This is a genomic window from Micrococcus sp. KT16, assembly GCF_003315015.1.
Classification (GTDB): domain Bacteria; phylum Actinomycetota; class Actinomycetes; order Actinomycetales; family Micrococcaceae; genus Micrococcus; species Micrococcus luteus.
In genome coordinates, this window is sequence record NZ_QNRG01000001.1 from 141,054 (window position 1) to 158,712 (window position 17,659).

The 17,659-nt window shown below is 76.1% G+C and carries 14 protein-coding genes; 4 read left to right on the top strand and 10 right to left on the bottom strand.

Annotated features, from left to right (window positions below; all coding sequences use genetic code 11):
• Positions 1 to 110: 110 nt before the first annotated feature.
• Positions 111 to 1,946: a hypothetical protein gene (locus DE149_RS00630; protein ID WP_113913782.1), complete on the top strand. Its 1,836-nt coding sequence runs from the start codon at positions 111 to 113 to the stop codon at positions 1,944 to 1,946.
• A 51-nt stretch (positions 1,947 to 1,997) separates the two neighbouring features.
• Here DE149_RS00630 and DE149_RS00635 read toward each other — a convergent pair whose 3' ends face one another.
• From DE149_RS00635 to DE149_RS00645, 3 genes are all read right to left on the bottom strand, one after another.
• Positions 1,998 to 3,233, bottom strand: a complete 1,236-nt coding sequence (locus DE149_RS00635) for a phosphotransferase (protein ID WP_147084457.1) — start codon at positions 3,231 to 3,233, stop codon at positions 1,998 to 2,000.
• Positions 3,234 to 3,255: 22 nt separating this feature from the next.
• Positions 3,256 to 4,167: a hypothetical protein gene (locus DE149_RS00640; RefSeq protein WP_113913784.1), complete on the bottom strand. Its 912-nt coding sequence runs from the start codon at positions 4,165 to 4,167 to the stop codon at positions 3,256 to 3,258.
• A 76-nt stretch (positions 4,168 to 4,243) separates the two neighbouring features.
• The gene (locus tag DE149_RS00645) at positions 4,244 to 4,870 is read right to left on the bottom strand and encodes a GNAT family N-acetyltransferase (protein ID WP_100059236.1); all 627 of its coding nucleotides are present in this window, start codon (positions 4,868 to 4,870) and stop codon (positions 4,244 to 4,246) included.
• A 57-nt stretch (positions 4,871 to 4,927) separates the two neighbouring features.
• On the opposite strand from DE149_RS00645, the gene DE149_RS00650 reads away from it, so the two are divergent.
• Together DE149_RS00650 and DE149_RS00655 are read left to right on the top strand one after the other, a co-directional pair.
• On the top strand, positions 4,928 to 5,593 hold the full coding sequence (locus DE149_RS00650) for a 5-formyltetrahydrofolate cyclo-ligase (RefSeq protein ID WP_233490681.1): 666 nt from the start codon (positions 4,928 to 4,930) through the stop codon (positions 5,591 to 5,593).
• 88 nt (positions 5,594 to 5,681) lie between these two features.
• Positions 5,682 to 5,960 carry an FmdB family zinc ribbon protein gene (locus tag DE149_RS00655; RefSeq protein WP_044659459.1) on the top strand — a complete coding sequence of 93 codons (279 nt, stop codon included), beginning with the start codon at positions 5,682 to 5,684 and terminating at the stop codon, positions 5,958 to 5,960.
• Positions 5,961 to 5,980: 20 nt separating this feature from the next.
• Here the strand turns inward: DE149_RS00655 and DE149_RS00660 are convergent, their stop codons facing one another.
• From DE149_RS00660 to guaB, 7 genes are all read right to left on the bottom strand, one after another.
• Positions 5,981 to 6,220, bottom strand: a complete 240-nt coding sequence (locus DE149_RS00660; protein ID WP_069941280.1) for a hypothetical protein — start codon at positions 6,218 to 6,220, stop codon at positions 5,981 to 5,983.
• The gene (locus DE149_RS00665; RefSeq protein ID WP_113913786.1) at positions 6,210 to 9,968 is read right to left on the bottom strand and encodes a DUF4011 domain-containing protein; all 3,759 of its coding nucleotides are present in this window, start codon (positions 9,966 to 9,968) and stop codon (positions 6,210 to 6,212) included. Before DE149_RS00665 ends, DE149_RS00660 begins: the two co-directional genes overlap by 11 nt.
• Positions 9,969 to 10,066: 98 nt before the next feature.
• Entirely contained in the window at positions 10,067 to 11,686 is a 1,620-nt protein-coding gene (guaA, locus tag DE149_RS00670; RefSeq protein WP_158530772.1) for a glutamine-hydrolyzing GMP synthase, read from the bottom strand.
• A gap of 22 nt (positions 11,687 to 11,708) precedes the next feature.
• Positions 11,709 to 12,257, bottom strand: a complete 549-nt coding sequence (locus DE149_RS00675; RefSeq protein ID WP_010080440.1) for a DUF3817 domain-containing protein — start codon at positions 12,255 to 12,257, stop codon at positions 11,709 to 11,711.
• Positions 12,254 to 13,219: an SURF1 family protein gene (locus DE149_RS00680; protein ID WP_036384661.1), complete on the bottom strand. Its 966-nt coding sequence runs from the start codon at positions 13,217 to 13,219 to the stop codon at positions 12,254 to 12,256. The genes DE149_RS00675 and DE149_RS00680 overlap by 4 nt, the downstream gene beginning before the upstream one ends.
• Positions 13,220 to 13,266: 47 nt before the next feature.
• Positions 13,267 to 14,403, bottom strand: coding sequence for a GuaB3 family IMP dehydrogenase-related protein (locus DE149_RS00685; protein ID WP_002857600.1), 1,137 nt, complete (start codon positions 14,401 to 14,403; stop codon positions 13,267 to 13,269).
• A 92-nt stretch (positions 14,404 to 14,495) separates the two neighbouring features.
• The gene (guaB, locus tag DE149_RS00690; protein ID WP_041104382.1) at positions 14,496 to 16,040 is read right to left on the bottom strand and encodes an IMP dehydrogenase; all 1,545 of its coding nucleotides are present in this window, start codon (positions 16,038 to 16,040) and stop codon (positions 14,496 to 14,498) included.
• 185 nt (positions 16,041 to 16,225) lie between these two features.
• Here guaB and DE149_RS00695 point away from each other — a divergent pair, with 185 nt between their 5' ends.
• Entirely contained in the window at positions 16,226 to 17,659 is a 1,434-nt protein-coding gene (locus DE149_RS00695; protein WP_113913787.1) for a dicarboxylate/amino acid:cation symporter, read from the top strand.

Sequence of the window (17,659 nt, forward strand, 5' to 3'; positions counted from 1 at the left end):
CGGGCCCGGCCAGTCTACGAGCACCGCCCACCGCGAACAGCGGCACGGTCCACCGACCCGCGCCCTAGGCTGGATGACCACCCGTCCCACCCCCGGAAGGAGCAGCGCCCGTGGACACCCCGCAGGACCCGCCCCGCCGGGACGACCTCTCCGGCGGCCCCGTGGAGCCGGCCGTCGACGCCGCCCTGGACCGGGTGCGCGCCCTGCTCCGGCAGGCCCGCGGCACCGCGGCGCCCGACGTCCCGACCGCCCTGGATGCCCGCGGCTGGTGGGAGCTCTCCCTCGAGGCCGCGCTGCGCGACGAGCCCCGGGAGTCCGCCCGCCTCGCCGACTCCGGCCTGGCCGCGCTCGTGCCCGGCCAGGACGACGTCCGCCTCGCCCTGCTGCGGGCGCTCGCCGTCGCCGCGGGCCAGGTCGGGGACGAGGCCGCCCTGACCCGCTGGGTGGAGGCCCGGGCGGCGCTGCTGCGCCACCTCGGCCGGCCCCGGCAGGCCGGGCTCGAGTCCCAGCTCGGCGCCGCCCTCGTGCGCGATCCGGACACGGTCGAGGCGGCGGTGCTGGCCGGCGTCGTGGAGGACGAGCCGGGTGCTCCCGGCGAGGACCCCGGGGACACCGTCCTGCCCGAGGCCGCCCTGGCGCTGGCCGTGCACCGCGTGCACACCGGGGACCTGGACGCCGCGCTCGAGCTGGCCCGCCGCGTCATCGCCGTCCTGGGCGGGCTGCGCGCGGCCGGTGCCCTGCTGCCCACCGGCTCGTGGTCCAGCGCGCACCTGCTGCTCGCCCGCCTGCACCTGTGGCGGGGCGAGCACGCCGAGGCGGACGCGGCGGCCGCCGTCGTCACCGCGCTGCCCGCCGCCCGCGCCGTCCTGGCCTCCGCCACCACGGTGCGGGCGATCGCCGCCCACGAGCTGGACCGTCCGACGGCGGCCCTCGACCTGGCGTTCGAGGCGGCGGAGCGGATGGCCTCGGTCGGGCTGCGGCGCGGCGCCGCCTCCGCGGCAGCCCTGGCCGGGCGCGTGGCCGGCGACCTCGACGGGTACGAGGAGGTCGCCGTGGCCGCGTGGGAGCTGGCCTCCGTGCACGCGGAGAAGGCCGAGGCGCCGGAGGCCTCGAGCCTGAGCTACTGGTGGGCGCACCAGCTCGTGCTCGCCGGCCGCGCCGACGAGGCCGAGCCCCTGCTCGCCCGGCTGGTGCGCCGCGAGGCCACCCACGGCCGGGACGTCGAGCAGGCCCGTGCCCTCGTGGACCTCGGCCACGCCCACCACGACCAGGACCGCGCCGAGAACGCGCTGCCCCTGTGGCGGGAGGCGGCCGGCCTGTTCGAGGCCCACGGCCAGTGGGAGGACGCCGCGCGCACGCTCCTGGCCGCCGGCGCCCTCGTGAACCGCGAGCGCGACGAACGCACCCGGCCCTCCGCCCTCGACCTGTTCGAGCGGGCGGTCGCGGCCGCGCGCCAGGCGGTGGACGAGGACCCGGCGGTGCTGCCGGCCGCGCTGCACGCGCACGGGTACCTGCTGTGCGAGTCCGGCCAGGCGGAGGGCCTCGACCTCCTCGAGGAGGCGCTCGCCCTCGTGCGGGACGCCGGCGCCGACTGGCAGGTGGCCGACTACACGGACACCCGCGCCCGGGCCCTGTGGTCGCTCGAGCGGGGGCCGGAGGCGATCGCCACCGCGCTGCAGGCCGCCGACCTGTTCACGGCCGCCGGGGACCGCGAGGGCGCCGCGCAGGCCGAGCTCTTCGCCGCCTACGTGGTGGCCGAGGACGGCAGCCCCGAGCAGGCCGCGACGCTCTTCCGCCTGGTGTGCGACTCCACCGACTCCACGCTCGTGCGCCTCGGCGCGCTCACGGGCCTGCACCAGTGCCTGTCCGCCCTCGGGGACCACGACGGCGCCGCGCGCGTCCGGGACGAGCTCGACGCGCTCCGCGAGGGGCTCGGCGCGGACTGACCGCCGCTCGAGGGAGTGGCCCGGTCCGACTGTGGCGGCCGCCGTCGCGGGTCAGAGGCCGACGCGGGCCAGGGCGGCGTCGGCGGCGGCACGGCGGGCGGACCGCACGGCGCGGGGTGCGGTCGGCTGCGCCGCGAGGGCGGCGAGCACGGTCGCGACGCGGGCGGCCAGCGCCACCTCGTCGACCTCGCTGCGGGCGTGGCGCCGGAACCGTTCGGCCACGGCGCGCAGCGCGGCGCCGCCGGCGCCGAGGTCCGCGGCGCCCGCCTCGAGATGGGCGATCAGGACGGCCCAGTCGTCCACGCGGTGTCCCATGCCCAGGTCGTCGGCGTCCAGCACGCCGGTGATCCGCTCCCCCGCGGCGTCCACGTGCAGGTTCCCCGGGTGCAGGTCGCCGTGCACGGGCACGCGCGGGCCGGGGTCCCCGGCCGCGAGCGCCGCGCGGAGCCGCTCCGCCCGGGCGGCGGCCTCGACCTGGGCCTCGGGGTCCAGCACGACGGCGGCCCACGTGGCGTGCTCGAGCAGGACGGCGGGTCCGCCGTCGTCCGCGTCGACGCCCCCGGCCGCCCCGGCCGGGGGGCCCGCCGGGCCGGGGGGCTCCTCGGGCACCGGCGGCAGCCGGTCCAGCAGGGCGGCGACCCGCGCGGGGTCGAGCGCGGCGGCCTCGGGTCCGGCCAACAGCGCCCGCCAGGGCAGGCCCGGCACGCTCGCGAGCGGGAGCACCCCGCGCTCCGGCGCCGCGAGGACGGCGGGCACCGGCACCCCGGCCGCCCCCGCCGCGGCCATGCGCCGGGCGACCCGTGCGGCCCGCGCGGGCGGGAGCACCTTCAGGAACGTGCGGGCCACGACGCCGTCGTCGCCGGTCGCCTCGACGGCCAGGACCGCCCGGTCCCGCGGCCGGTAGCCGCGCCACGTGAGGCGGGCCCGGCCCGGCGCCGTGCCGAGCAGGGCCGCGAGCGCGTCCGGGTCGGCGGTCAGCGTGAGGCCCGGCAGGGCGGGGTCGGCGGGGGCCCACCACCACAGGGTGCCGTCCTCCAGGATCCCGCGCTCGCCCAGGACGGGCGGGCACGCCGCGGCAGGGGTGTCGGGGTGGCGGGGGTCGCGGGCGAGGACGAGGGTGCGGGAGCGCACGCGGGCGTCGCCCGCGCGTCCGGTCATCACGTCCAGGTCCAGGACGCGCGCGAGCCGACGTCCCCGCTGCAGGTGCAGGGCGTCGGCTCGGGTGCGCAGCCAGCGCTCGCCCGACGCGCGGACGGCCTGGCGCGCGGCGGCTCGGTCGATGCTCACGGGCACGCCCGCCCGGCGCGGCTCAGCCTGCCCGGCGCCGCGCCAGGACGTTGTCCAGGTCCAGGGCGGCGATGTCCTGCTCGGCGGCGGCGCTGATCTGGTCGTCCGCCGTGCGTGCGGCGTCCTGGAGCCGGGTGTCCGCGCCGGTGGGGGCGGGGGTCTCGAGCGGCGCCGGCAGGGGGCGGGCCATCTCCGGGGCGTCCAGGTAGGTGGGGCGCGGCACCGCGGGGATGGTGACGGCGCGGTCCGCTGCGGGGGCGGCAGAGGAGGCGGTCACCACCACGGGCTCGGCCCGGGGTGCGGCGGGCGCGGCGGCCGGACGCGGCGCCTCGGTCTCGAAGGCCAGCACGGTCTCCAGCACGCGGCGGTCCCGCTCGGGGTCCGCGGGCGGGGCCTGCCGCTCCTCGGCCGCCGGGGCGGTGGGGCGCGCCGGGACGACGACGGCGGCGGGCCGGGCGCGACGGGTGCGGTCGCGGACCGCGAGGGCCCGCAGGCCGGCCAGCCCGGCCACGGCGAACAGGAGCGACCAGCCGGCCAGGGACAGCGTGCCCGCGCCGAACGCCGCGGCGAGCCCGGCCACGAGGAACACGAGCAGGGCCACGAGGGCGGCGAGGAACAGCGCCGTGCGCCCCCACCGGATGTGCAGGCCGGTCCGGCCGCGGGCGGTGCGCGCCGCGTCGGCGGCGGCGCTCAGGCGGCCCGAGAACCGGGCGGTCAGGGCACGGACGGCGGGCGAGCTCTGCAGACGGTGCATGAAGGACCTCGGCATCGACGGGCGGGCGGGGGCGGACGCGAGACGATGGCGGCGCAGCACGAGCCGCCAGGCCAAGAAGGCCACGAGGGCCACGATGACCAGCGACGCGCTCACCCGGGCGTCGGCCAGCGCGTCGAGCGCGGCCTGCACGGCCCTCGTCGGCGCGGTGGTCTCGTCCATGCGGTCAGCCTAGCGCCGGGGGCGGACCGGTCCGGCCATCGCGGCGTGTCCGCACGCGGCGTGTCCCGTCGGCCCCTCAGGGGCGCGGCCGCGAGGCCAGCCACCGGGCCAGCAGGCCGTCGGGGACCTCCTCGGCGGTCACCGCGAACGTCCGGTGGTCCCGCCAGGCGCCGTCCACGTGCAGGTACGCGCGCCGCAGGCCCTCGTCGCGCAGGCCGAGCTTCGCCACGACCCGCAGGCTGGCCGCGTTCTCCGGGCGGATGTTGACCTCGACCCGGTGCAGGCCGGCGCTGCGGAACGCCCAGTCCGTCGCCATGGCCACAGCCGTCGGCGTCAGCCCCCGGCCGGCCTGGCGACGGTCGATCCAGTAGCCGATCGAGCCGGAGAGCACCGAGCCGTACTGGATCCCGCCCAGGGACAGCAGCCCCACCAGGCGGTCCCGGTCCGGGCGGTCGTCGTCGAGGACCATGCCCCACGTGTAGGCGCTGCCGTCCCGGCCCTGCCGGCCGTGCCAGCGGACCATCTGCCCGAACGACGCCGGGCCCGCGCCCGGCACGGGGCTCGTCGCGTCCCACGGCGTCAGCCACTCCCGGTTGTGCGCCCGCTGCTCCTCCCACGCCTCCCGGTCCCGCCGCCGCAGCGGCCGTAGGGCGAGGGTGCCGTGCCGCAGGGTCACGGGCCAGGGGGAACGCTGCCAGGACATGGCGTCGATCCTATGCGCGGCCGGGCGCGGCACCGGTGCGGCGGGCATCATGGGGACATGCGCACTCCCCCTCCCGTGCCCGAGCCCGCCGCCACGGGCCCCGTCGCCGGCGTCGACGACGTCGTGGACGCCAAGGCCGCCCTGCGTGCGCGCCTGCGCACCGCCCGCCGCGACCGCTCCCCCGCACGCCGCGCCGCCGAGTCCGCGGACGCCGTCGAGCACCTGTGGGCGTGGCTGGGTCCGCGCGTGGCCGCGGCGACCGCGGACGGGACCGCCCCGGTGGTGGCCACCGTGCTGCCGATGGCCACCGAGCCGGACACCGGTGGGCTGCGCACCCGCCTGCTGGCCGCGGGGGCGCGGGTGCTCGTCCCCGTGATCGAGCCGGAACGACGCCTGAGCTGGGCTCCGTGGCACCCGGACGTCGCAACGGCGCGCGCGGCGAACGCCCCCGTGGACGAGCCCGTGGGCGAACGACTCGGGACCGACGCGCTGGCGGCGGCGACCGCGGTGGTCATGCCGGCGCTCGCGGTGGCCGAGGACGGGATGCGCCTGGGCCAGGGCGGGGGCTACTACGACCGCTTCCTCGCCGAGCTGCCGCGGAGCGTGCCGACCGTGGCCCTCGTGTTCGAGGACGAGCTGCTGCCGGCGGGCGCCATCCCCGCCGAGCCCACGGACCGGCCCGTGGACGGCGTCGTCACCGCGGCCGGGCTGCGCTGGGTCTGAGCCCGGCCCGCGGCGCGGAGTAGCATCGGGGGTCGGATCCCCCCAGAACCGCGCGCCCCGGCGCGCCCCGAGCGAGCTGGAGCTGAGCATGCCCACCTACGCCTACCGCTGCAAGGACTGCGGCCACGCCTTCGACGTCGTCCAGGCCTTCACCGACGACGCCCTCACCGAGTGCCCCGCGTGCGGCGGCGTCCTGCGCAAGCAGTACGGCTCGGTCGGCGTGAGCTTCAAGGGCTCCGGGTTCTACCGGACCGACTCGCGCTCTGGCACCGGGGGCACCGGCTCGTCCGGCGGCTCGACCTCGGACTCGGCCGCCGGGTCCTCGACGTCCTCGACGTCGTCCCCGGCCTCCGCCGCCGCGGACTGACCCGGCCGGATCGGGCCGGCTCAGCCCCAGTGGGGCGGGCGCTGCTCGCGCAGCCAGCGATCGCGCTCGGCCTCGGCCGCACCGGTCTCGACCCCGGCCGCGTTCCCGGTCGGCGTGGTCGCCGGCGACGTCCCGGCCTGGCCGGTCAGCCGGGGCATCCCGGGCAGGCGCGGTTCGCGGCCGTCGGCGGCTGCCGGCCCGGTGCCCGGGGCGTCCGCCCGGCGCGGGCCGCGGCGGCGCGGCGCGCCGTCAGCGGACATCGTCGTCGGTCTCGTCCGTCTCGTCCGTCGGCTCCACGCCCAGCCGGTCGGCCAGTTCGCGGGCCACGGACTCCGGGTCCGCGAACACGTCGATCGCCCACGTGGTCCGGGGCTCCCAGCCGCGGGCCTCGAGCCCCTCGGGCAGGGTCCGCGAGCGCTGCCGCACCGTGAGGGCGCGGTACACCTCGCCGCCGTCGCCGGCCAGGGCCAGCGGACGGGGCGCCTCGTCCGCGCGCGGATCGAGCACGGCCAGGTCCATGACGCCGGCGTAGCGGGGCAGGACGCGGGCGCCGTGCTCCTCGAGCCGGTCGCGCAGATCGGCCAGCAGCGGGTCGCCCACCATGCCCACCGGGTCCGCGGCGTCGTCGCCCAGGTAGGCCTCGAGCAGCCGCAGGAACCAGAGGGCGCCGCCGTCGAGCCGGTCCTCGTCCAGGTCCGCGGCGCGCAGCGCGGAGACGAGGTGCAGGCGCCGGCGGGCGCGGGTGAGCGCGACCGTGACCATGCGCTCGCCGTCCGGGTCGGAGAAGGCGCCGAAGTGGTGCACCACGCGGCCGTGCGGGGTGCGGCCGTAGCCGGGGGTGAGGATCACGGCGTCGCGCGTCACGGAGGCGGCGCGCACGACCGGCACGATCACGAACGGTTCGGCCTCGGCGGCGTCCTCGCCGCGGCCGCGGGCGAGGAACTCGTGGGCCCACGGCGCCTGCGCGGCCGTGGCCTGCACGGCGGCGGCCACGCGGCGGGCGTGCTGCTCGGACACCGTGACCACGGCCAGGGACTGCTCGGGCCGGTCGCGGATGTGCTCGAACACGCGCTCCACGGTGCGGGCGACCTCGGCGTTCGTGGACTCGACCACGTCGCCGCCGGTCATCGGGATGCCGGTGCCCTCGGGCAGGTACTCGGCCGTGACGGCGCGATCCCGGCCGGTGGCCTCACCCGCGGTGGGCAGCGCGTCCAGGGCGCCGTCATAGGCGAGCGCGGAGAGCAGGCGCACGAGGCGCCGCTCGAGGGGACGGTGCACGGTGCGCAGCGGCAGGGTGGGCAGCACCTCGTCCAGCGCGTCGTGGGCCGAGCGCAGCGGGCGCAGGGGCCCGGCGGTCGCCGTCGGGTCCACGGACACCTGGAACGACTGCGGGCGCCCGATCACCGGGTCGCCGAGGGCCACCACCTGGGGGGCGCGGGTGAGCGCGCCCATCGCGGTGGCCAGGGCGGTCGCGTCGGCCTCCAGCAGCACGACGACGTCGGCGCGCCACTCCGGGGGGAAATCGGACAGGGCCATGGGCGAGGTGGTGACCACCGGCACGAGCGGCTGCAGGAGCTCGGGGGTGATCGTGGCCAGGGACTCGACCGTGGGGCTGCCCTGCTTGAGCAGGGTGCGCAGCACGGCCGCGTCCGCGCGATAGGTGCGCAGTGCCTCCCGCCAGCGCGCGGCCAGCGCGGCGGAGAGCCGGGCGCCGCCGCGCTCGAGATGGGCGCGGTCCAGGTCGCGGAACCCGCGCTCGACCTCGGTCAGGTCCGTGCCGCTCATCATGGCGAGGAAGTCGTCCCCGGAGATCATCGCCTCGAGCGCGGACTGCCACCACGCCAGTTCGAGCTCGGCGGTCAGGGCCTCGGTGGGCACTTCCCGCTCGCGCAGGTCCTCGAGCAGCTCCGCCAGGCCGTGGTCGCGCAGGCTGTCCAGCACGAGGGTGCGCTCGGGCAGCGTGGCCAGGGTGTCGCGGTCCGCCACGAGCCCGTCGACGGCGGCCACGAGGTCGTCCACGTCGCGCTCGTCCAGCGGCCCCTCGGCCACGGCCTCCGGGGCGAGGACGCCCTCGAGCCGGCGCAGGTGCTCGCGCACCTGGCCGACGTGGCCCATCACGTGCTCGCCCTGGTCCGGCACCTGCGGGGGAGTGCCCGGCTCGGCGGCGTGGCGGTTCCAGTCCTCCAGGACGGCGGCGGCGTCCACGAGGGCGCCGTGCAGGTCGGTGGGCTGCACGCCCGGGCGGACCGCGTCCTTCGCCGCGCGGCGCAGGCGGGACCGGGCCACCGAGGACATCTCGACCAGGTGGAGGCGCCGCCACGAGCTGGTGGCGGTCGCCGCGACCAGCTGGGGCACGTCGAGGGAGAACACCTCCGGGGTGAACTCGGTGAGGGTGCGGGCCACACGGCGGTAGAGGTCCGCCTGCTCCGCCCAGCCGGCCACCGTGCGCTCGGGGCGCAGGCCGGCCTGGGCGGCGGCGGTGTCCACGGCACGCCGGGTGGTGTGCAGGGCGGCCGCCAGCTCGTCGGCCAGCTCCGAGGCGGCCTCGGTCTCCTGCACGTTGCGCACGCGCGCACCGAACCAACGGCTCTCGGTGGCGGCGGCCGAGAAGGCGCCGAGCTCACCGGCGCGCACGAGCTGCTCGCCCACGGCCTGCCGGTTCACGGTGGAGTCCAGCACGGAGCGCTTGAGGCGCACGGTGGTGGCCGGCGGCGTCTCGAGCCCGGTCAGGGCGGCCAGGGCCTGCATCGCCTGGAACGGCGAGCAGCCCCAGCGGGGGCGGACGTGGTGCAGCGAGCCGACGTGCTCCTGCAGCCGGCGCCGCCGTTCGGTCAGCGCGGCCTCGTCCCGGGCGGTGTCGGGGTCCACGGCCCGCTCGGAGCGCAGGACGGCCTGCACGAGCTGGCGGCGGAGCAGCTCGGGGTCCGCGTTGGCGGGCACATCGAGCGCGATCGAGCGCAGGTCCGCCTCCTCGAGGCGGTCGAGCACGTCGGCCAGGGCGGCGGAGCGCTCGGCCACGACCAGCACGCGCCGGCCCTCCCAGGCCAGGCGTGCGGCCAGGGCGGCGGCGGTCTGGGTCTGCCCGGTGCCGGGGGCGGCCGCCACCACGAGGGACTCCCCCGCCGCGGCGTGCTCGAGCACGCGGGCCTGGGCGGCGTCGACGTCGACGACGAGGCGCTCGTCCGCCGGGGCGACGTCGTCCTCCGCGGGCGCGCCCGTGGGCTGCAGCGCCGCCGGGCGCGGCACCATGCCGGTGCTGGCGTCGTACAGGGCCTGCACGACGGGCAGATCCTCGAGGGAGGCGGGCAGCGAGGCGGTCTCCCCGAGGTCCGCGAACGTGGAGACGAGCAGGCAGTCCTCGACGTGCAGGTCCGCGATCGCGGCGGTCTCCTCGCGCAGGCGGGCGAACGCGGGGGCGGGCTCGAGACGCGCCGTGGCGTAGGCGGCCTGCTGGTACGCCTCGGGGTCCAGGGCGATGCCGTGGTGCCGGCGCAGGTTCCGCACGAGCGCCGGGTTCAGGCGGGCCGGCTCGGTGATCTGGACCTCCAGCTCGTCCCGGCCCCGGGCGCCGCGGCGCACCGTCAGGGCCACGCGGGCCAGCAGCACGGGGGCGGAGCGGCGCTCCCGCCGGCCGTCCTCCTCGGCCGTCCACGTGGCCACGCCCACGGCGAGCGCGCCGACGTCGATGCCGCGCTCCTCCGCCAGCTCGCGGACCTTGGCGCGCAGGCCGAGGGACACCTCGTGCGCCGCGTCCAGCTCCGGGCCGGCCGGCAGCAGGGTGGACAGACGGGTGCGCCGCCCCAGCAGCAGCTGCGAGACGCCGGAGGAGTTCGCCTCCGTGAGGTCGATGCTGTTGGCCGCCGAGGGCGCGAACCGCAGCATCGTGTCGTTCTCGGCGCCCGAGCCCAGAGAGGACACCCAGGCGGCCGGGTCGGGGCGGGTCTGCCCCTCGTCGGGGCGTGCGGCGGCGCGGGCGCGGGCCAGGCGCGGGAACTCCTGCTCGGTCACGTGCGTGCGGTCCTTCCTCCGTCGCCTGGGTCCAGGCGGTCTTCGTGCGGACGGCCGCCCCGGTCAGGGGCGGCCGGATGCGGCGCCGGACGCGCCGCTCACTCCCACTCGATGGTGCCCGGCGGCTTGCTGGTCACGTCGAGCACGACGCGGTTGACGCCGTCGACCTCGTTCGTGATGCGGTTCGAGATGCGGGACAGGACGTCGTCCGGGATCCGCGCCCAGTCCGCCGTCATGGCGTCCTCGCTGGTGACGGGGCGCAGGACGACCGGGTGGCCGTAGGTGCGGCCGTCACCCTGCACGCCCACGGAGCGCACGTCCGCGAGCAGCACCACCGGGCACTGCCAGATCTGGCGGTCCAGCCCGGCCGCGGTGAGCTCGGCGCGCACGATCGCGTCCGCGCGGCGCAGCAGGTCCAGGCGCTCCTGGGTGACCTCGCCGATGATGCGGATGCCCAGACCCGGACCCGGGAACGGCTGGCGGTGCACGATGCCCTCGGGCAGGCCGAGCTCGGCGCCCACGGCGCGGACCTCGTCCTTGAACAGCTCGCGCAGCGGCTCGCACAGCTCGAACTCGATGTCGTCCGGCAGGCCGCCCACGTTGTGGTGGGACTTGATGTTGGCCGCCCCGTCCCCGCCGCCGGACTCGACGACGTCCGGGTAGAGCGTGCCCTGCACGAGGAAGCGGACCTCGGTGGCGTCCGGGTCGTGCTCGGACTCGAGGACGATGTCCGCCTGCGCCTTCTCGAAGGTGCGGATGAACCGCTCGCCGATGATCTTGCGCTTGGTCTCGGGGTCGGTGACGCCGGCCAGCGCGGACAGGAAGTCCTCGCGCGCGTCCACCATCACGAGGCGGGCGCCGCCGTGGGCCTCGCCGAAGGCCTGCTCGATCTCGGCGGACTCACCCTCGCGCATGAGGCCGTGGTCCACGTAGACGCAGGTGAGGCGGTCGCCGATGGCGCGCTGCACGAGGGCCGCGGCCACGGCGGAGTCCACGCCGCCGGACAGGCCGCAGATGGCCCGCTTGTCCCCGATCTGCTCACGGATGCGCTCGACCTGCTCCTCGATCACGCCGCTGGCCGTCCAGTCCGCGCCCAGGCCCGCACCCACGTGCAGGAACTGCTCGAGCACCCGCTGGCCGCGGGAGGAGTGGCCCACCTCGGGATGCCACTGCACGCCGTAGATGCGGCGCTCGCGGTCCTCGAACGCGGCGACGGGGGCGCCCGCGGTGGAGGCCGTCACGGCGAAGCCCTCGGGCGCCTGCGTCACGGCGTCGCCGTGGGACATCCACACGACCTGCTCGAGGTCCTGGTCCGCGAACAGCACGGAGTCGGCATCCACCGAGTCCAGGCGGGTGGAGCCGTACTCCCGGGTGCCGGTCTTGGCCACGGTGCCGCCGAGGGCGTGCGCGATCGACTGGAAGCCATAGCACAGGCCCAGCACGGGCACCCCGGCCTCGAGCAGCGCCGGATCCAGCTGCGGGGCGCCGGGCTCGTACACCGACGACGGCCCGCCCGAGAGGATCAGCGCCGCGGGCTCGCGCTCCAGGATCTGCGCCGCCGGGGTGGAGGCGGGCACGACCTCGGAGTAGACGTTGGCCTCGCGCACACGACGCGCGATGAGCTGCGCATACTGGGCGCCGTAGTCCAGCACCAGCACCGTGGGCATCACGTCGCTGAGCGGGGTGGGGGTGTCGGGGTGGGGGGCGTTCTGCGTCACCCGTCCAGGATAGTCGAGGCGCTCAGTAGCGCCGCGCGGCGTCCGGGAAGCGGTGCAGCTCGTCCCGGACCACGCGGGTCATGCGCTTCTCCACCACGAAGGACAGGAACGGCACGACGCCGCCGCCGGCCATCGCCAGCAGGCGCAGCGGCTCCCAGCGCATCAGGGACCACAGGCGGAACGAGGCGAGCAGGTACACCACGTACATCCAGCCGTGGGCGATGAGGATGAACAGGGACAGGTTCACTCCCCCGGTCACGCTGTCCGTGGGGTGCAGCCCCAGGCCGTTGGCGTCCCCGTCCAGGGTGGTGCCCCCCGCGTAGAGCTCCACGTGCATGCCGTACTTCAGCACCATCTCCGCCACGAGCAGCAGGAGCATGATGCCGGTGATCCACGCGCACACCACGTAGAGGCGGGTGGCGGAGCGGATCTGCTGCTGGGTGCCGGCGAAACGGCGCTGCTCCCGGCCCGGCCGCGGGGGCGGCTCGGGCAGGTCGGCCTCCGTGATGTCCTCGGGATCCGGCAGGCTGGCCGGGTCCACCGGCTGGGGGCCGGGGTGCTGGGTGCTCATCGGCTCTGCTCCTCTCGGGGCCCACGGGGGCCCGGGTCGCGGGGGTCGGGGCGCGCGGCCCCGTCGTCGTCGTGGTCCTGGCGTGGGTGCGCCGCGGCCTGCGCCGCGAAGGCCCGCTCCTTGGCCTCGCGCGCGGCCGCCCGACGCCGCTCGAGCTCCTCGGCGCGCCACTGTGCGGCCCACTCCTCGTCGAGCCGGCGCTCGTGCTCGTCCCGGACGTGGTCGTCGCGGACGAACCGCCACCACAGGAACAGGGCGAAGCCGGCGAAGAGCATCCACTCCACGGCGTAGAAGACGTTGAGCCAGATGATCTGGGTCTCCTCCGGCTGCGGGGCCACCCACACCGGCTCGAGCCCGCCGGGGCCGGCCGCGCCCGTCTCGGCGCCCGCGGCGTCGACCATCTCGAACGCCGCCACGAACGCCGCGTAGGACGGCTCGTCCCACACGTTCACCAGCTGGGCCGGGGCCAGGCTGCGGTACAGGAGCCGGTCGGCGGTGTCCTCGGCCGCGGCCTCACGCGGCAGCGGCCCGTCCGGGGGCAGCAGGCGCCCGGTGACGGTGACCTGCCCGGCGGGCGCGGGGTCCACGACGTCGGCGTCGGCCGACCAGCCGCGGACCACCGGGACGACCTCGCCGTCCGGGGCGCCGGCCACCCGCAGGGCCGTGACCGTCCAGTAGCCGTCGCGGCCGTTCAGCAGGCGCGGGCCGACCAGGACGTCCGTGCCGGGCACGAACTCCCCCTCGACCGTGACCACCTGGTCGGCCTGCGAGCCCAGCAGGGCCTCGTAGGGGCGCACGTGCTCCAGGAACGGCACGGCGTTCTCGGTCTGGGTGCGCGGCGGCGGCGCGTTCGTCTCCGCGGACTCGAACTGCCACTTGGACAGCGCCACGAAGACCGCGGCCGCCACGAGGGCCAGCACCAGGGTGGCCAGCCAGACGGGCTTGAGGGCGGTGCGCAGCACGCCGTATCAACTCTTCCGGTCGGGGTGCCGCCTCGGGGCGGCGGGGATCAGACGGTCTGGGTGGGGGTCACGAGGACCTCCACCTTCTGGAAGTCCTTGAGCTCGGTGTAGCCGCAGGTGGCCATGGCGCGCTTCAGGCCGCCCATCAGGTTGGACGTGCCGTCCGCGTGGCGGCCGGGCCCCCACAGGACCTCCTCGAGCGGAGCCACCTGGCCCACGTGGGTGCGGTGCCCGCGCGGCAGCTCCGGGTGGGCGGCCTCGAGGCCCCAGTGCCAGCCGCCGCCGGGGGCGTCGGTGGCGCGGGCCAGGGCGGCGCCCAGGACGACGGCGTCCGCACCCATGGCGATCGCCTTGACGATCTCCCCCGAGGTGGAGACGCCGCCGTCGGCGATCACGTGCACGTAGCGGCCGCCGGACTCGTCCATGTAGTCGCGGCGCGCCTCGGCGATGTCCGAGATGGCCGTGGCCATCGGCACGCGGATGCCCATGGCGCGGCGCGTGGTGGTGGACGCGCCGCCGCCGAAGCCGACGAGCACACCGGCCGCGCCGGTGCGCATCAGGTGCAGGGCCGGCGTGTAGCCGGCCGCCCCGCCCACGATCACGGGCACGTCCAGCTCGTAGATGAACTGCTTGAGGTCCAGCGGCTCCTGGGTGGAGGAGACGTGCTCGGCCGAGACGGTGGTGCCGCGGATGACGAACAGGTCCACGCCCGCCGCCACGACGGTGCGGTAGAACTCCTGCGTGTTCTGCGGGGTCAGCGAGCCCGCGACGACGACGCCGGCCTCGCGGATCTGTGCGAGGCGCTCGGTGATCAGATCGGGGCGGATGGGGGCCGCGTAGGCCTCCTGCAGCTTGCGGGTGGCCTCGGTCCCGGCCGGGCCGGCCTCCAGGGCGGCGATCTCCTCGAGCAGCGGGCGCGGATCCTCGTGGCGGGTCCACAGGCCCTCGAGGTTGAGGACGCCGAGACCGCCCAGCCGCCCCATCGCGATGGCGGTCTCCGGACTCATCACGGAGTCCATGGGCGCACCGATCACGGGCATGTCGAACGTGTAGGCGTCGATGCGCCACGTGAGGCTGACGTCCTGGGGATCCCGGGTGCGCCGCGCGGGCACCACGGACACGTCGTCGAGGGAGAAGGCCCGGCGGCCGCGCTTGCCGCGGCCGATCTCAATCTGGTTCGTCACCGGGCCAGCCTAGCCCAGGCGCCACGGGGCGGCGCCGACCGTGTCGTCGGCGCCGCCCCGTCCGGGGGCTCCCCCCGGACCCGACGTGCGGGTCAGCGCGAACGGTAGTTCGGGGCCTCGACGGTCATCATGATGTCGTGCGGGTGGGACTCCTTCAGGCCCGCCGCGGTGATGCGCACGAAGCGGCCGTTCTCCTTGAGATCGGCCACCGTGGACGCGCCCGTGTAGAACATCGTCTGGCGCAGGCCGCCCACGAGCTGGTGGACCACCGAGGCGACCGGGCCGCGGAAGGGCACCTGGCCCTCGATGCCCTCGGGGATCAGCTTGTCCTCGTCCGGCACGTCCGCCTGGAAGTAGCGGTCCTTGGAGAAGGAGCGCGTGCCGTTGCGGGTCTGCATGGCGCCCAGGGAGCCCATGCCGCGGTAGGTCTTGAACTGCTTGCCCTGGTAGAACACGAGGTCGCCCGGGGACTCGGCCGTGCCGGCCAGCAGGGAGCCGAGCATCACCGAGTCGGCGCCGGCCACGAGGGCCTTGCCGATGTCACCGGAGTGCTGCAGACCGCCGTCGGCGATCAGCGGGACGCCCGCGGGGCGCGTGGCCTTGGCCGCCTCGTAGATGGCGGTGATCTGCGGGACGCCGACGCCGGCCACCACACGGGTCGTGCAGATCGAGCCCGGGCCCACGCCCACCTTCACGGCGTCCGCGCCGGCGTCGACGATCGCCTTGGCGCCCGCGTAGGTCGCGGCCTGACCGCCGATGACGTCGACGTGCGCGGCCGCCTTCTCCTTCTTCAGGCGCGCGATCATGTCCAGCACGCCGTGCGTGTGACCGTTCGCGGTGTCCACCACGAGGGCGTCCACGCCCGCCTCGACGAGCGCCATGGCGCGCTCCCAGCCGTCGCCGAAGAAGCCGACGGCGCCGCCGACGCGCAGGCGGCCCTCGTCGTCCTTCGCGGCGTCCGGGTACTGCTCCGCCTTGTCGAAGTCCTTGATGGTGATCAGGCCGGTCAGGCGGCCCGCATCGTCCACGAGCGGCAGCTTCTCCACGCGGTTCTGGGAGAACAGGCGGATGGTCTCGGCGCGCGAGACACCCTCCTGCGCGGTGACCAGCGGCATGCGGGTCATGGCGGTGTCCACCGTGCGGGTGGCCCACTCCTCACGCGGGATGAAGCGGGTGTCGCGGTTGGTGATGATGCCCAGCAGCGTCATGTCCTCGGCCACCACCGGCAGGCCCGAGACGCGGTACTGGGCGCACAGCTCGTCCAGGTCGGCGAGCGTGGCGTCGGGGCCGATGGTCACGGGGTCCTTGATCATCCCCGACTCAGAGCGCTTCACGGTGTCCACGTGGCGGACCTGGTCCTCGATGGACAGATTGCGGTGGATGATGCCCATGCCGCCCTGGCGGGCCATGGCGATGGCCAACGGGGCCTCGGTCACGGTGTCCATCGCCGCGGAGACGATGGGGATGTTCAAGCGGATGTTGCGGGTCAGCCGGGTGCCCGGGTCCGCGTCCGCGGGGATCACGTCCGTGGCGTTGGGCAGCAGCAGGACGTCGTCATAGGTGAGGCCGAAGAAGCCGAAGGGATCCGAGGAGGAGTGGACGGGCTCGGGGCTGGGACCGGTGCTGGTGTTGGTCACGAAGGCGCCTTTCGGGACGGGTGTTTCCGCGATTCTATGCCCGGGGGTCAAACCGGCGACCCGGGTGCGGGCCACATCACAGGACCCCCGCGCTGGGCCACGCGGGGGCGAGACGGACGTCACCACGACGTCACATGGAGCAATCCGTTTCGGCGTCATGGTATTGGACCGCCTAACCTCCCCGGATGAGCACCGCACAGTCCTCCCCCGCACCGGCGCCCCGACGCCGGCTCCCCGCCTGGACGTCGAACTTCGGCTGGCAGATCGCCGCCGCCCTCGTCCTCGGCCTCGTCCTGGGCCTGATCGCCCGCGCCACGGGGCACACCTCCGAGCACCCGACCTGGCTCGGCGAGACGCTGGCCACCGTCGGCAGCATCTACATCAGCCTGCTGAAGGCCACGGTCGTCCCGCTGGTCTTCTTCGCCGTCGTCGCCTCCATCGCCAACCTGGCCCAGGTGACCAACGCGGCCCGCCTGGCCGCCAAGACCCTGCTGTGGTTCGCCATCACGAGCCTGATCGCGGTGCTCATCGGCCTCGCCGTCGGCGTCGCGCTGCAGCCGGGCGTGGGCACCGGCCAGACCGCGCCGGCGTCCTACCAGGCCAAGGACGTCGGCTGGCTCGACTTCCTGACCTCCCTGGTGCCGGCGAACTTCCTCGGCCTGACCGTCAAGACGACGGCGGGCGAGGACGGCGCGCTCGCCTCCTCCCCCACGTTCAACGTGCTGCAGATCCTCGTGATCGCGATCGTCGTGGGCGTGGCCGCGCTCAAGGTCGGCGAGAAGGCCGCCCCGTTCCTCACGTTCTCCCGCTCGGTGCTCGCGATCATCCAGAAGCTGCTGTGGTGGATCATCCGCCTGGCCCCGATCGGCACCATCGGCCTGCTGGGCAACGCCGTGGCCTCCTACGGCTGGTCCACGATGGGCACGCTGGCCAAGTTCGTGGTGGCGATCTACGTGGGCCTGGCCCTCGTGATGCTCGTGGTGTACCCGCTGCTGGCGCGCCTGCACGGACTCTCCGTCAAGCAGTTCTTCACCGGCGTGTGGCCGGCGTTCCAGCTCGGCTTCGTCTCCCGCTCCTCCCTCGGCACGCTGCCCGTCACCCAGCGGGTGGCCGAGCGCAACTTCGGCGTGCCCACCGGCTACGCCTCCTTCGCCGTCCCGCTGGGCGCCACCACCAAGATGGACGGCTGCGCCGCGATCTACCCGGCCGTGGCCGCGGTGTTCATCGCCCAGTTCTACGGGATCGACATGAGCCTGAGCCAGTACGCCCTCGTGGCACTCGTGTCCGTGCTGGGCTCCGCCGCGACCGCCGGCACCACCGGCGCCACCGTGATGCTCACGCTCACGCTGTCCACCGCCGGGCTGCCCCTCGAGGGCATGGCCCTGCTCCTGGCCGTCGACCCGATCGTGGACATGGGCCGCACCGCCCTCAACGTGTCCGGCCAGGCCCTCATCCCCGCGCTCGTGGCCTCCCAGGAGGGCATCCTCGACCGGGACCGCTACGACGCCCCGCGCGGCGACATCTTCGGCGAGGACGAGGAGGAGATCGTCGAGGCCCGCGCCCACGCGACCGCCGACTCCCGCGCCCAGCTCGTCGGCACCCCGGAGCCGCGCGCCTGA

Excerpts from the sequence above, each read along its gene's own strand:
- DE149_RS00640 (WP_113913784.1), bottom strand. The coding sequence starts at position 4,167 with ATGGACGAGACCACCGCGCCGACGAGGGCCGTGCAGGCCGCGCTCGAC.
- DE149_RS00645 (WP_100059236.1), bottom strand. The coding sequence starts at position 4,870 with ATGTCCTGGCAGCGTTCCCCCTGGCCCGTGACCCTGCGGCACGGCACC.
- DE149_RS00650 (WP_233490681.1), top strand. The coding sequence starts at position 4,928 with ATGCGCACTCCCCCTCCCGTGCCCGAGCCCGCCGCCACGGGCCCCGTC.
- DE149_RS00655 (WP_044659459.1), top strand. The coding sequence starts at position 5,682 with ATGCCCACCTACGCCTACCGCTGCAAGGACTGCGGCCACGCCTTCGAC.
- DE149_RS00660 (WP_069941280.1), bottom strand. The coding sequence starts at position 6,220 with ATGTCCGCTGACGGCGCGCCGCGCCGCCGCGGCCCGCGCCGGGCGGAC.
- DE149_RS00675 (WP_010080440.1), bottom strand. The coding sequence starts at position 12,257 with ATGAGCACCCAGCACCCCGGCCCCCAGCCGGTGGACCCGGCCAGCCTG.
- DE149_RS00695 (WP_113913787.1), top strand. The coding sequence starts at position 16,226 with ATGAGCACCGCACAGTCCTCCCCCGCACCGGCGCCCCGACGCCGGCTC.